The following is a 14664-nucleotide window of genomic DNA, read 5'->3' as shown; positions in this document are numbered from 1 at the left end:
ATTTCTCTCCGTGGTATCCATTCTCGCAGAGAACATGAAAGTCATTGTGGCGGTTGATGATTTGCAGTGGCTCGACTCCTCGAGCCGTCTAGTCCTCGCGTTCGTGGCGCGTCGGCTGACCGGACGGGTCGGTGTGCTGGCTACCGTCCGCACCGAAGACAACGGCAATGCAGGCTCGTGGTTGCAGCTCCCACGGCCCGACGGCGTCCGGCGAATCACCGTGCCTCCCATGAGTGTCGGCGCACTACACGCAGTAATCACGAACCGACTGGGTCGCTCGTACTCCCGCCCCACGATGGTGCGGATCGAAGAGGCGTCTCGCGGCAATCCGTTCTATGCGCTGGAAATCGCCAGGGCGGTGCAGGGACGTCAATCGAACACAGAGATCTCATTGCCCGACAGCCTTCGGGAGTTGATTCGATCGAAGATCCGTGGTGGCGACGCTGACGTCGATGGTGCATTGCTTGCCGTGGCCTGTCTGGCCGCACCGTCGGTCAGGCTGGTCGCCCGTGCTCTGGACTCGGATGCCGAAGGTGTGTCGCTACGGATCGAGGACGCCGAAAGTCGCGGAATCATCGACATCAACGGCGATCAGCTCCGGTTCAGCCATCCGATCTTCGCTCGTGGGGTCTACAACGACGCTGCCCCTGACCGGCGCAGGGCCATGCACAGGCGACTGGCCGACGTCGTTGACGAACCGGAATTGCGAGCCAGACACATGGCGCTGGGATTTACCACGGCAGACGCGGCCACGCTCGAGTCGCTCGACTCGGCCGAGTCGGCCCGCGTGCGCGGGGCTCCGGCCGCCGCGGCCGAACTGATCGAGCTGGCGATCGGCCTCGGTGGCGGCACGCCACATCGCCTCATCCAAGCGGCGGCTCACCACTTCCATGCCGGCGAATCCAGCCGGGCCCGCGCGCTTCTCGAAGAAGCGATTGCGCAACTCGAGCCCGGCGTGGTCCGGGCAGAAGCGATGAGTTGGCTTGGCTATGTCCGGCTGCTCGACGACAGCTTCCCCGAGGCGGCCGATCTGCTCGAAGAAGCGCTCGCCGAAGTACCCGACGATCCGGCAGTGCTCATCCCTACGCTGGTCACATTGTCTTTCGCGCAGTTCAACTCGGGGCGACTCGACGCGTCGCTACAATGCGTGCAGGAGGCGGTCGAGAAGGCCGAGCAAATCGGGCGGCCGGATTTGTTGAGTCAGGCACTCGGTATGCGGGAGATGGTCCGCTTCCTGAACGGCGACGGCCTCGACGAGCCGGCGATGCGAAGGGCACTGCAACTCGAGGATCACGAAGCGACCACCCCGCTCGCACTGCGCCCCACCGTGCACAACGCCATCATTCGATCCTGCACGGGCGAGTTGGATTTGGCGCACAAGGAACTGACGTCGCTTCGGCGGCGATGTGTCGATCACGGCCAGGACGGCGAGCTGATGCTCGTCGCCTTTCACGGAACGCTGGTCGAGATCTGGCGCGGCCACCTCGCGGAAGCAGCGCTGATCGCCGAGGACACGATGCAGCTCGCCGAGCAGTTGGGCGGTGACCTGCCGCTTTCGGTGGCGCTGACGTGCCGTGCGCTGCTCTGCGCCTATCTGGGTCGAGTCGATGAGGCGCATACCGATATCGAAGAAGCGCGCGCCGCAAGCCGGCGTTGCGGGTCGGACAGATTGGGCGAATGGCCGGCCACGGCGCTCGGCTTCTTCGAGGTGTCGCGGGGCAACTATGAAGCCGCGCTGGACGCGCTTCTGCCTCTGCTGGCGAAGGTTGAATTGGCGCCGAAGGCGACCGAGATCATCGCCGCGTCATTCATTCCCGATGCCGTCGAGGCGATGGTGGCGTTGGGCCGGCTCGAACCCGCAGAGCAGCTGGTCACGACGCTCGAGCGCAACGGCTCGCGGCTACAGCGCCATTGGATGCTGGCCGTCGGGCGTCGTGGCCGAGGCATGCTGTTGGGCGCCCGGGGTGACGTTCCCGCGGCGGTCGAAATGGTCGAGCAGGCGATGGCCGCACACCGAAGGCTTTCGATGCCGTTCGAATGCGCGCGTACCCAGCTTCTGCTGGGTCAGCTGCAACGCCGTAAGCGTTTGAAGGACGCCTCGGCGGCGACCATTCATGATGCGTTGGCGACGTTCGAGCAGCTGGGCACTTCGCTGTGGGCCGACCGTGCGCGCGCTGAGCTGGGCCGAGTCGGCGTCGGCACACGTCGAAGGGTTGCCCTGAGCCCGTCCTAACAGCGGGTGGCCGAACTCGCTGCGTCGGGCATGACCAACCGCAACATCGCCGCCGCCATGTTCATCAGCCCGAAGACAGTTGAATCGAACCTTTCCCGCATCTACGCCAAGCTGGGTATCCACTCGCGCGCAGAGCTCGGCCGACATGTCGCTGCGCGAGATGTATAGGGAAACACCCGATTCCTTCGCGCTCGATCTTGGTTAGCGTTCAATTGATGACTATTCCGGTGCCCTGCTACCTCGTCGAGTGGTATCACTCCGCCATTACGGAGGAGCCGCTCGATGACACGGTGGCGCGCCTGAAGGACTCCGCGGTGTTGATGTCGGCGCAGGGGTCACCGGTCCGGCTGCTCAATATGCTCGCGGTGCCGACTGACGAGGTGCTTTTCGCGGTCTTCACCGCGGACTCGGCGAGCGTCGTCGCGGAGACGTGCGACCAGGCGGGTATCCCCGCTCAGCGGGTCACGACGGCGACCGAGGTCGATCTGCTGCGAATGCAGTGACGTCCTGGCCGTCCGGCCTTCCTGCCAGCGGTGGCGAAGTGTCGGTAAGAAGAGTCTCGTCAGCGCGCGCGGGCAGCCGCCGACCGCTTAGCCGAATTCCCGCTTGCCGCGCGCGCAGCACTTGACCGCCGGGCCGGCGCCCTCCGACGGCCCGATGAGGACGCCGAACGCGTTGCTGGCCCTGAGTCGCAAGCTTCGACGACATTTGTCCGTGCATTTTGCTGATCTTCGACTTGGATAACGCCCTCCGCGTCGCCGCCGACCGGTTTGGCCGCCCCTTCCAAAACCTCACCTATGGCGCGCACCGATCGAGGAAGCCGCGAATTCGTCAATGCCTTGTACACCGGCACCGCAGCGATGAATAGGGCAAGCGGCGGCTCGATCAAACCCAGTCCTATCGCGACCGCCAGCCCACCGTAATATCCCACCGACCGCGGCACGTCCACTTCAACGGGGCCGAACTGCACTTCCAAGACGTTGCCCGGTTGGTCCACCCGCACCTCAAACTTGCTGCCGGAAGCCATCGTTCCTCCTTTGGCGCACCCAGACTGTTCTCTACGGGAGCCCGGCGCGCCTCAATACGCCAAGCCACCGCGCCCATCAGATACCCGATCTCACGTCCGCGTAGCTGGCAGGTTCCTGTCAGTCCCTACAGGACCCGGTACATCAATTTTCCGGCTTTTGGGATTGCACAGCCAGAGGCCCGCCACCAGCAGCAGGGTGGCGGGCCGAGAATCGCATCTGTCTTGTGACGCCGCGGACGGACGGGACGTAGCGAACGGTCTGCCGTGAAATAAAGAACCTGCAGCCAGATCTTGCGAACAAGTCCCGACTCCCGCCCGAGACGAAAGCCGACATTTGTGCTCGCGGAAGTCAGAACACCGACGGACCCGAAGTCCGCCCAGTCTCCTACGCAGTCAGCTTCACAGGCGCCGTTACTTTGTTGAAGACGCGGATGATATCCCTGCCGGGGTAATGCTCGCGGTGGGTTTCCGCCGCGTCGGCAGAGTTGCCGGCGATTACGACGCGGGAGGTGTGAACGTCGCCGGCGCGGCTGACAACGGTGTAGTGATCGTGAATTGGATTCGTGTTTGTCATCGCATGTTTCCCTTTCTAAGAACGAAGCGGTGATGAATACGGTCATGACGGTATTGGTGTTCGGCGCTTGGCGTGTCCGCTGATCGGCCCTTCCCGCGGGGGACACAAGGGTCCACCGATTGGGGGAAAGGCGTCACGGTTCCAGGGGTTTACTGCCCGGCTCGACGCGGGTGCAGAAGATAGCAGAGGGTTTGTTGACGACGTTTGAAAAGTGGGTCACCCCACCAGATTGGTCGGGTGATCTACTTGGAAGACCTAGCCTTGATCCGGCATCTTCACCGCAGCGAAGGTCTCGTGGTTTCGCGAGCGGTGCGGGCGGCATCCGATCACGAACAGCCGGCGGGTGCGGGCCCTGGATGGGTATCCGGTGGACTTCTTCGATGCTCCTACACCCCTGGCCGAGCAGGCCGCAACGGCGACTGGAGCCCCGAAGTAGGAACCTTCAAGTTCCGTGCGGCTTGGGCCGCGGTCAGGTGCATAGTTGCACCGATGGGCTGGGTTTCGGGATCCACTGCCGCGCGATGGTTTGCCGAGCTCTGCCTGGCATGTGAAGTCCACCACCGCCTCATGTGGCAGACGCAGGACCGTGATCCGCAGACTCCGGTCCCATAAGACGCTTGTGCAGTTCGGCTGTGAGTCTGTGGATGTCCCGAGTGAGCTCGGTGTTGGTCTTGAGTTCCAGTTCCTGCTCCTGGAAGTCATGATCGGCCTTAGCCTGTTGGAACGCCGCCTGTCGATTCTGGCCGATCATGACGAAGGTCGACAAGAAGATCGCCTCGAGCGAGACCACCAGGGTCAACGTCGGCCACGGACTGCGTTCGAAGAACAACATCCAGACCGCGAATAGCACCGCGTGCATGAAGACGAAGCTCATCGACCCGGCGAAGGCGGTGATTCGGTCGGCTACGCGCAGCTGCAAACTCGCGCTGCGTTTTATCGCCTCGTCGACCACCGCCGGATGGTGCACATGGCCGCTCTTGATGAGCCGACTCGGAATGAGTCGGCCAAGTTCCGCATGCCAGGGAGTCATGGGCGAATCAGTCACATGATGCTCCATGCTGTCCATCGAGCGCCCGTGACACCTTGATCAATCTTGCAAGCAACCGCGATCTGCCAATGCCCAGGATGAGTGCTCCGGCCGCGATTCATGCAGTATCCGCCAACTCTTCGTCGAAACGACGCCGCCCCTCATTCGCTGCCGTCACGAAGCAGAAGAATCCGAAAAGTGTGGCGATGGTCATTGGGGCCTGACGAGGTCCAGTCATTTCCACTCCAAGCGATTCCGGTGTCACGGTCGCGACAGGTGAGCCACGTGCGGCGGCAAACTGCATCGTCGCGCCGCCGGAAACGGTTCTCTGCCAGGTCGTTTCGCTCCTGTACCGACGCGGTCAATGAGACTTACAGGAAGCCGTTGCGGGACGGCATGTGACCGTCCCGCAACGTCTAGGGGGGATCCGATCACACACTGAGCGCGGCAGCGTTGGCGCGCGCATACATGGCATCGAGCACCGCGTACTCCGCCTCCTCGATGGCGTCGAGAGCAAAATCGATCGCATCGTAGGCATACGACTCGCTCAGGTCGGCATCCATCGCCGCTCCGTCGGCGTCAATCTTGTCGTTGTGCTTTTTGACCCGCGAGTGCACCTCATCGACGTGTGCATGCCACTTGTCGCGGAGCTCCTGCCAGTGTGAGGACGCGGCGTTCCGGGAGTCATCCGCCTTGTCCTTGACGTGATCGGCTGCTGCCGTAGCTCTATCCCGCGCGTCGTCGACGTCGTTTGCGAGCTGCTCGCGCGTCCGCTCATTGGCCGCCGATAGGGCGTCGCTCGCAGCCTTCGCCTTATCGGAGATCTTGTCGAACTCTGCGCTCAGTTTGGAATCTGCCATCAAATGCTCCTTGTCAATGGGGGGCGGCCTCTCCGCACCTAAGTGAATCGTGGGGCCTGACGATGGCACCGTCATTGTTCAGCGCGACACCGTAGGGAACCGATGATTGGCCGGAGTGATATCGACAGACAGACGTGATGAGATGGCCGTCAAATGTGTAGGCGTCGGCAACACCGAGCACCGCGTCATGTTGTTCGCGACGACATCGACAATGGCTGCGCCTCGTCAAAGGATGACCTGGTGGGCATAAAGCCCGCGCTACCAACGGTATCCGTCCGGATCGGACGACAGGGAGTGGTTTAGATGGCGAACGCAAACGTGGATGAGGCAAACAGAGTTGTGAGACCCCTTCTTGGGCAGCAGCTGTGGAAATGGACACTGGCAGCCGGTGTGCTGGCGATTGTTCTGGGCGGCATCGTTCTTGCGTGGCCCGGCCCGACGATCCTCGTCGCTTCGGCGTTGTTCGGGGTGTACCTGCTGTTGACCGGATTGATCGGACTGTCCATGGCGTTCACGCTGCCCCGATCTCCCGGCCTGCGCGTTCTGCTGTTCATCAGCGGAGCGCTGGCGGTGGTGCTGGCCATTCTGTCCTTCCGCCACTTCGGCGATGCATACGCGGTTCTTCTGCTGTCACTGTGGATCGGAATTGGGTTTGTTTTCCAGGGCATCTCGGCCACCGCTGCAGCTATCGGCGAGTCGAATCTGCCCGGACGCGGTTGGTATGTAGTCCTTGGCGTCGTCTCTGTGATCGCCGGCCTCGTCGTCCTTGTTTGGCCCTTCGATTCGATCGTCGTGCTCGTGCTCGTTGCCGGCGTGTGGCTCGTCGTGCTCGGCGTGGTACAGATCATCCAGTCGTTCCAGATCCGCAAGGATGCCAGAACAGTTCGCGAAGCCATTGACTCAGTCTCTGAACGGTTCACGGCCAGGTGATGATGATGGACTCCGAATTGAATGCACGATTCGAATGTGAGGTTGTTCCGCTACGGGCCTCCCTGTATCGGCATGCGTGTCGCATCACCCGGAACAACGCAGATGCGGACGACCTGGTGCAGGAGACCATGATGAGGGCGTACGTCGGTTTCAAATCGTTCCGGTCAGACAGCAACCTGAAGGCATGGCTGTTCCGGATTCTGACCAACACGTACATCAACGGCTACCGAAAGGAACGACGCCAACCGGTGCAGTGCTCGACGGAGCAGGTGACCGAGCAGTACTTGGCAGCGGCGTATGCCCGTTGCGTGCCTGGACCGCGGTCTGCCGAGGATTATGTTCTGGATTCGTTGCCGGACAAGGACATCGAGATGGCGATGCAGACCCTGCCGTCACAGTTCCGCGAGGTCGTCTACTACGCCGATGTCGAGGGCTATCGCTACAAAGAGATCGCGGCGATGATGAAGACTCCGCGGGGAACCGTGATGTCGCGGCTTCATCGCGGCCGGGAGCGGCTTCGGGCAGTGCTCACTCCCGCTGGCGGCTGACGTGATGTCGGACTCGAGACGGGGTACCGGCCGGACACGTCCCCCCGCTCACCGTGCGGCGCGGGCAAATTGGCACAGTCTTGTTGGTAAAGGCAGATTGCTCTGGCGTGCGCTTGTGGCGGCAATTATTTCTGCGGCCTTTGGCGCAGCGGTCGTTTTGCTTCTCCATCCTCCTGCAGTCGCCGGTCAAACCGTGATTCCTGGGTACGTGAGCTCCACGTCGGGCGCCGATATGGGCGCGTCCTCGGTCGAGCAGGTCGTCGCCAAGGTGTTGCCCAGCGTGGTGACGCTACATTCGCATCTGGGTGACGAGTTCGAACAAGGTTCCGGCATCATCCTCACCCCGGATGGGCTGATCATGACCAATAATCACGTTGTGGCGTCCGGTCCCGGCGGCCGCGAGTCGACAAGCAGCACGGTCACGTTCAGCGACGGTCGCACGGCTCCGTTCAGCGTTGTCGCTACCGACCCGACGAGCGATGTCGCCGTTATTCGGGCGCAGGGGATTTCAGGACTCACCCCGATCACCCTCGGTACTTCGACCGGCCTCCGCGTCGGTCAGCCGGTGATCGCTGTGGGTTCACCGCTCGACCTGGAGAGCACGGTTACAACGGGCATCATCAGCGCGCTGAATCGACCGGTGTTCACCCCTGGTGAAGCGGACAATGAGGTTGTGGTGTTCGACGCGATCCAGACCGATGCCGCGCTCAATCCGGGTAATTCCGGCGGGGCCCTGTTCGACATGAACGGTGAGCTCATCGGGATGAACTCGGCGACGGCGAAGCTGGGCACCGCTGGCTCCGGGGACACCCCGAGCGGGTCGATCGGGATCGGCTTCGCCATTCCCATCGATCACGCGAAGCGCATCGCGAGCGAACTCGTCGCCACGGGTAAGGCGTCGCACGGTTGGCTTGGGGCAAAGGTCAGCAACGGCGCAGATAGCCGGGGCGCCACGGTTGTCGGTGTCGCCACCCCAAGCCCGGCCGCCGTGGCGGGCCTGTCCAACGGCGCGTTGGTGACGAGGGTCGATGACCAACCGATTCCCAATGCAGAGTCTCTGTTGGCGATTGTGCAATCAACGGCGCCAGGCACACAGGTGAAGATGGCATTCGTCGATCCGTCGGGTGATGCCAGGACTGTCACCGTCACTCTGGGGACAGATCCAGGGCAAGGCTAGCCCGTGTTCGCCTCTACAGCACCACAGCTCTCGATATGACAACGACTCCGGGGGCGGAGCGGCAGCGGGTCGCTGGTTTCGGCCGCCTCGACCTTGGTCTGCACCAGGCCAGCGACTGGTATCTGTGGGGCCCGTACCTGAGCGAACGGCAATGGGGCACCGTCAGGGAGGATTACAGCCCCGACGGGGACGCCTGGAACTATCTACCGCACGACCACGCGCGCTCGCGCGCGTACCGCTGGGGCGAGGATGGACTCGCCGGCATTTGTGACATCGAGCAGCGGCTGTGTGTGGCGCTGGCGTTATGGAACGGGCGTGACCCGATCTTGAAGGAGCGGTCGTTCGGCTTGACGGGCGCGGAGGCCAATCATGGCGAGGACGTCAAGGAGTACTGGTGGTATCTCGACGCTGTGCCGAGCCACGCCTGGAACAGCTGGCGCTACCACTACCCGCAGAGGGCTTATGCGTATCAACAACTGCTCGATGAGAACCGGCGGCGCGGAAAGCTGGATTCCGAGTACGAGTTGCTCGACACCGGGATCTTTGACGATGACCGCTACTGGATAGTCGACGTCCACTACGCTAAGGCGGACCCGACCGACGTCCTGATGACGATCAGCGTGACCAACGCCGGGCCCGACACCGAACTGCTGCACGTGCTTCCGACCATGTGGTACCGCAACACCTGGTCCTGGGACGCCGATGAAACCAGACCGACGATCACCGCCACATCGACCGGGACCGCGGCCACCAACCATCCGTTCCTCGGTCAACTCGAGCTGTTACCCGGACCGGACCCACAGGGCGCTTACCCGGAGCTGCTGTTCTGTGACAACGACACGAATCTTGAACGGCTCTATGGAGTTCCGTCTTCCTCACGATGGCCGAAGGACGGAATCAACGACCACATCGTCGCGGGCGCCGACACCGTCAATCCGCAGCGACGCGGCACCAAGTGTGCAGCCTGGTACCGGCTGACGGTGGGACCCGGCGAGACCGCACAAGTGCGGCTGCGGCTACGACCGGAAGGCACTGGCCCGGACGCGGCGACCGCGCTCGGCGCGAACTTCACCCGGGTAGAAGCGCAACGACGGGACGAGGCCGACGAGTTCTACGCCGAACTCACACCTCCCGCAGCATCGGCCGACGAAGCGGCGGTCATGCGGCAGGCGTTCGCCGGCATGCTGTGGAACAAGCAGTTCTACAACTACAACGTTGCCCGCTGGCTGGACGGCGACCCGGGCCAGCCGCCGCCTCCGCCGCAGCGGCGGCACGGCCGCAACGCCCGATGGCGCAGCTTCGAGGCGTTCGACGTGATGTCGATGCCCGACACATGGGAATACCCGTGGTTCGCGGCGTGGGACATGGCGTTTCACTGCGTCGCGCTGGTCCACGTCGATCCCGCGTTCGCGAAGTACCAACTATCCCTGCTGTGCCGAGAGTGGTTTCAGAACCCCAACGGCGCCCTGCCCGCCTACGAGTGGGACTTCAACGATGTCAACCCGCCGGTACAAGCGTGGGCCGCGCTCGAAGTGTTCGCCATCGACGGCGGTCGCGACTTCGACTTCCTCAGCAGCATCTTCGACAAGCTGCTGGTGAACTTCACCTGGTGGGTGAATCGCGAAGACGCCAACGGCTCCAACCTCTTTGAGGGTGGATTCATGGGTCTGGACAACATCGGTCCCCTCGACCGCTCGCATCTTCCTGTCCACGGGCTCCTCGAGCAGTCTGATGCCACCGGCTGGATGGCAGGGTACGCACTGTCGATGGCCACCATCGCGGCCATCCTGCACGCGTCTGGGCACCGGCCCGCGCTCGACCTGGTGCAGAAGTTCCTGGAGCACTTCGCTGGTATCTCGGAAGCGCTTGAGACGGTTGGTCTTTGGGACGATAACGACGGCTTTTTCTATGACCGCATCCTGCTGTCTAACGGCAGTGCCGTACCCGTCCGGGTGCGCTCGATGGTCGCCATGATCCCCCTGCTGGCCGCAGCAGTTGTTAACGAGGAGGCCATCGACCGGACGCTCGTGACCGACAAGATGTTCGCTGATTACCTACGCCGCCACGGGTTGGGAGGGACCAAGGAGATGGTCGACGCCGGGATCCTGCGCGGGCCGCCGGGACAGCGGCGGCTGTTGGTTGGGGTGACCGGCCTGGATCGCGTCCGGCGGCTATGCCGAGCCCTGTTCGATCCGGCGGAGTTCCTGTCGCCGCACGGGCTCCGTTCCCTGTCCGCCTACCACCGGGAGCATCCATACGTCTTGGACGTGGAGGGTGTGCGCGCCGGGATCGACTACGAGCCGGCGGAGTCGACCACGGCGATGTTCGGCGGCAACTCGAACTGGCGGGGCCCGGTGTGGTTTCCGCTGAACTACCTCGTGGCGACCGCGTTGGAGCGCTACCACGAATTCTTCGGCGATGAGCTCACGATCGAATACCCGACCGGATCGGGAACCAACGTCACGCTAGATGTGGTCGCCGCCGATTTCTGGGAGCGGCTCGTCTCCCTTTTCCTCGTCGACCAAGACGGACGGCGGCCGTGCTTCGGCGGCGTAGCGCGGATGCAGGCCGATCCCCGATGGCGTGACAACCTGCTCTTTCATGAGTACTTCCACGGCGACAACGGTGCCGGCCTTGGCGCGTCCCACCAGACGGGGTGGACCGGTCTGGTCGCCGACGTGATCAGGCGCCGCCACCGCGCCTACCCCAAGGCATCGGAAGTCATCCAGCGCCTGGTTCAGGGAGAGGAGACCGCGTGAGCGCCACCATCCTTGCGGGCCGTCCCGCCCCGCTCGGCGGGACGCCGGGCCCGCAAGGCACGAACTTCGCCGTGTCGTCCAACGGTGACGAGGTCAGGCTGTGCCTGTTCAGTGGCGACGGCAGCGAGACCCAGTTGCTGCTACCGGAGCGTGACGGCGACGTCTGGCACGGGTCCGTGCCCGGTGTGGCGCCGGGACAGGCCTACGGTTATCGGGTCAGCGGACCGTACGATCGCGCGCGCGGCGAGCGTTATAACCCTGCCAAACTCCTTCTCGACCCCTATGCGCGAGCGATCCACGGCGACGTTCGGTTCGGGCCCGAATTACTCGATTACGCAATGGATAACGCTGGTGCACCCAGCTCACTGGATTCAGCGGGTCAGATGCCGCGCAGCCTGGTGACGGCCGCCGCCTCCACGACGCTATCGCCGGGGCCGGGACACGCCCTGGCCGACACGATCGTCTACGAGGTGCACGTGCGCGGGTTCACCGCGAAGCATCCAGGTGTGCCGCCGGAACTGCGCGGCACCTACGCGGGGTTGGCGCACGAGGCGGCGGTGCAACACCTCGTCGACCTTGGCATCACCACGGTCGAGCTGCTGCCGATCCACCACAACGTGCCCGAGTCCTTCCTCGTCGAGCGGGGATTGACGAACTACTGGGGCTACAACACGATCGGCTTCTTCGCCCCGCACGCCGCGTACTCCGCTGCGGTGCGGGCGGGTCGGCCCGGTGGCCAGGTCGAGGAATTCCGGGACATGGTCAACGCGCTGCACGCGGCCGGTTTGGAAGTGGTACTGGATGTCGTGTTCAATCACACCGCCGAGGGCGGGCCCGGCGGCCCAACGCTGTGCCACCGGGGATTCGACAACGCCGCCTACTACCGCCTCGACCCGAACGATCCGAGCCGATACGTCGACACGACCGGAACCGGCAATTCGCTGAACACGGCCGACGCGACAACCCTACGGATGATCATGGATTCGCTGCGCTACTGGGTGTCGGAGATGGGCGTCGACGGCTTCCGTTTCGATCTGGCGCCAACCCTCGGCCGAGAAGACGGTGACTTCGACCCGTTTTCGGCGTTCTTCGACACCGTCGGCCAGGATCCGGTGGTGTCGCAAGTCAAGCTCATCGCGGAGCCGTGGGATGTCGGCCGCATGGACAGCTACGACATCGGCCGGTTTCCGCCGCTGTGGAGCGAGTGGAACGGGCGGTTCCGCGACACCGTGCGCGACTGGTGGCGCAGCCACGATGGACTGCTGCCGGACTTCGTGACGCGCCTATGCGGATCCGCCGATATCTACGACCGGCCCGACGAAGGTCGCCGGCCCAGCGCATCGGTCAACTTTGTCACCGTCCACGACGGGCTCACCCTCAATGACCTAGTTTCGTACGACCGCAAGCACAACGAGGCCAACACAGAAGACAACCGCGACGGCACCGACGACAACCGCTCCTGGAACTGCGGGGTAGAGGGGCCGACCGGCGACACTGACGTGAATGCCCTGCGGGCGGGGCAGAAGCGGGCTTTCCTTGCGACTCTGCTTCTTTCCGCTGGCGTGCCGTTGCTGCTGGGCGGCGACGAGCTCGGCCGCACCCAGCGCGGCAACAACAACGCATACTGCCAGGACAACGAGATCACGTGGTTCGACTGGTCAGCGGTCGACGATGACCTGCTTCGGTTTACCAAGGAGCTCATCGCGCTGCGCCGCGGCCACCCGGTTTTCCGCAGGCGCCGCTACTCCACCGGCAAAGAAGCGGCGGACCTGCGCTGGTTCACACCGTCGGGTACCGAGATGACGGCCGAAAACTGGGCTGACCAAAACGCCCGCGCCGTCGCGTTATTTATTGACGGCTCAACCGATCCCGACGTCGGCGCGGACGGCACGCCGATGGTCGACAACGACTTTCTCGTGTTGATCAACGCGTGGTGGGAGCCGTTGACGTTCACGGTCCCGCCAGACCTCTCGGCGCGCCAGTGGAGCGTCGTGTGCGACACCCACGACCCTGCGCGGAAGGTCACTGTCGCGCTAGAGCTTACGGTCGGGCCGCGGTCAATCGTGATCTTGCAGTCGCCATCGAGCTGAGCACAGGCCGCGACATGGCGTTACACGGTAGCGGGCATTGATGGGCGCCGACACGGCCAGCGCCGTTGTCCAGCAGTCGCCGGCGTGTAATAGATTACGTCGCGAAAATTCCCGAGGTAGTGATTGCATCGCCTCATTGATGTCGTTGTCCGGCAACACATCCAGCAGCTGATCCTCGGCCAAACGTAGCCCTACCGGCCTGGAGCGGGCGTAGATCTCCGCCAGGTGCAGATCGGTGACGACGTTGTCGGTCGTGGCCTTGGACGGTCGACGCCCGCAACGAAACGAAGGTGGGGTGGACGACCGAATGTCTGTCCACCCGCCGACGATACCTCTAGCTGCCGCGGTGCGCCGTCAGGTACTCCTTCGCAGCTTGCGTTGCATAGTGGATGGCGTGCACCTGGTGGTCGGTCGCCATATGCGCCTGATCCACCGCCGCCAGAACGTCTTTCACCTCGTGAAGCTTGGCTGCTTCGCGGTGGTGCCGTGCTGCGTGCTCATGATGTTCAGCCGCACGTTGATGGAGTTTGCTCAGCGTTGACATGGATGTCCCTTCTTGGTTGCAGTTTCCGCTCCCACCAATCGTGAGTGTTCGGCGGGCGAGGAGTCATTGTTCGGCGGGCCATGATCTCTCAATGACGGTTGGCTACCGTCACAACCGAGACCGGCAAACCCTCCATTACATTTTCTTCCAGCGCCACAGGTGTTTCTGTTGGCAGCACAGGAGGACCCCGGCCGGCCCGCGCGGCGGGAGCCTGCACACCCGCCGCGGGGCACCTACCCGTGGCACGCCGCGGATGTGGTAGCCGGGGTGTCCGCATTGCGGTGCGGCAACCCGATTTGTAGGTGCGGATCGTCAAAAGGCTTGATCTTCAACCCGTTCACGCGGCGGGGAAGTGGATTGCTGCGGCCGACAGAATGATCCAGGACATGGCAATCAACGTGACGAGGGGTGCGACAAGCACGCTGAAGGAAGGAGATGACTGTGAGGCGCTGGCTCGAGAAGCGGTTGGCCATGCTAATCGCCACCTACTATGCGGCGGCGATGGCGCGGGCGATTAACGCGTTACCGCATGACGAACTTGACGTGACAGGTTAGGTGCGCGCCCAGGCGTCGGTCTAGGGTCGAGCCTTGCCTGCAAGCGCCACTCAGCTGGTCCTCACAGGCGCTCTGCGCGGAACCAGTGCGCACCGACTTGAAACGTCGGCGTCGGAAGGGAACCGTCCCCTGTTGTGCTGCAGGAGATCCGTCATAGTTGGGAAATCGTTAGCATGTCTGGGAGTTTCGCGCATCCGAACATGTTCGCCGCTGTCGCTGAGTCGATCCCGAAGGGTAGTGCCGGTATGGATGTTGTCTACCGGCACTGCGTCGCGGCGGCGATGTTGTGTCAGACCACATCGCCATTGCGTACGGCCGAGAGCACTGTTGAGTTGTCATC

The 14664-nt window shown here is 63.4% G+C and carries 11 protein-coding genes and 1 pseudogene; 9 read left to right on the top strand and 3 right to left on the bottom strand.

Annotated features, from left to right (window positions below; translation table 11 throughout):
- The 3 genes from QOC76_RS03895 to QOC76_RS03885 form a co-directional block, all read left to right on the top strand.
- Positions 1–2233 (top strand): ATP-binding protein (locus QOC76_RS03895; RefSeq protein ID WP_526354369.1); only part of this gene is annotated, 2233 nt, incomplete at its 5' end.
- Between the two features lie 6 nt (positions 2234–2239).
- A complete protein-coding gene (locus QOC76_RS03890) occupies positions 2240–2401 on the top strand; it encodes a helix-turn-helix domain-containing protein (protein WP_526354367.1) in 162 nt (53 codons plus the stop codon).
- A 47-nt stretch (positions 2402–2448) separates the two neighbouring features.
- Entirely contained in the window at positions 2449–2736 is a 288-nt protein-coding gene (locus QOC76_RS03885) for a hypothetical protein (RefSeq protein WP_526354365.1), read from the top strand.
- A gap of 1663 nt (positions 2737–4399) precedes the next feature.
- Here QOC76_RS03885 and QOC76_RS03880 read toward each other — a convergent pair.
- Both QOC76_RS03880 and QOC76_RS03875 read right to left on the bottom strand, forming a co-directional pair.
- Positions 4400–4879, bottom strand: coding sequence for a DUF1003 domain-containing protein (locus QOC76_RS03880; RefSeq protein ID WP_526354363.1), 480 nt, complete (start codon positions 4877–4879; stop codon positions 4400–4402).
- 413 nt (positions 4880–5292) lie between these two features.
- Positions 5293–5721, bottom strand: coding sequence for a hypothetical protein (locus tag QOC76_RS03875; RefSeq protein ID WP_526354361.1), 429 nt, complete (start codon positions 5719–5721; stop codon positions 5293–5295).
- A gap of 303 nt (positions 5722–6024) precedes the next feature.
- Here QOC76_RS03875 and QOC76_RS03870 point away from each other — a divergent pair, with 303 nt between their 5' ends.
- The 5 genes and pseudogenes from QOC76_RS03870 (at position 6025) to glgX (ending at position 13225) form a co-directional block, all read left to right on the top strand.
- Positions 6025–6651: an HdeD family acid-resistance protein gene (locus QOC76_RS03870; RefSeq protein ID WP_526354359.1), complete on the top strand. Its 627-nt coding sequence runs from the start codon at positions 6025–6027 to the stop codon at positions 6649–6651.
- Positions 6651–7181, top strand: a pseudogene (locus QOC76_RS03865) (sigma-70 family RNA polymerase sigma factor); the annotation flags it as partial. The gene QOC76_RS03870 and the pseudogene QOC76_RS03865, both read left to right, overlap by 1 nt.
- A 226-nt stretch (positions 7182–7407) precedes the next feature.
- On the top strand, positions 7408–8376 hold the full coding sequence (locus QOC76_RS03860) for a S1C family serine protease (protein ID WP_526354357.1): 969 nt from the start codon (positions 7408–7410) through the stop codon (positions 8374–8376).
- A 35-nt stretch (positions 8377–8411) separates the two neighbouring features.
- Positions 8412–11135, top strand: coding sequence for an MGH1-like glycoside hydrolase domain-containing protein (locus QOC76_RS03855; protein ID WP_526354355.1), 2724 nt, complete (start codon positions 8412–8414; stop codon positions 11133–11135).
- Entirely contained in the window at positions 11132–13225 is a 2094-nt protein-coding gene (gene glgX, locus QOC76_RS03850) for a glycogen debranching protein GlgX (protein ID WP_526354353.1), read from the top strand. Before QOC76_RS03855 ends, glgX begins: the two co-directional genes overlap by 4 nt.
- 334 nt (positions 13226–13559) lie before the next feature.
- Here the strand turns inward: glgX and QOC76_RS03845 are convergent, their stop codons facing one another.
- A complete protein-coding gene (locus QOC76_RS03845) occupies positions 13560–13769 on the bottom strand; it encodes a hypothetical protein (protein WP_526354351.1) in 210 nt (69 codons plus the stop codon).
- A gap of 689 nt (positions 13770–14458) precedes the next feature.
- Between QOC76_RS03845 and QOC76_RS03840 the strand changes: the two genes are divergently transcribed.
- On the top strand, positions 14459–14664 hold a 206-nt coding region (locus QOC76_RS03840; RefSeq protein ID WP_526354350.1), incomplete at its 3' end, for a hypothetical protein.

Source organism: Mycobacterium sp. (assembly GCF_032159565.1).
GTDB lineage: Bacteria > Actinomycetota > Actinomycetes > Mycobacteriales > Mycobacteriaceae > Mycobacterium.
Note: the sequence above shows the minus strand (reverse complement) of the source record. Positions and strands in the feature narration are given on the sequence as shown.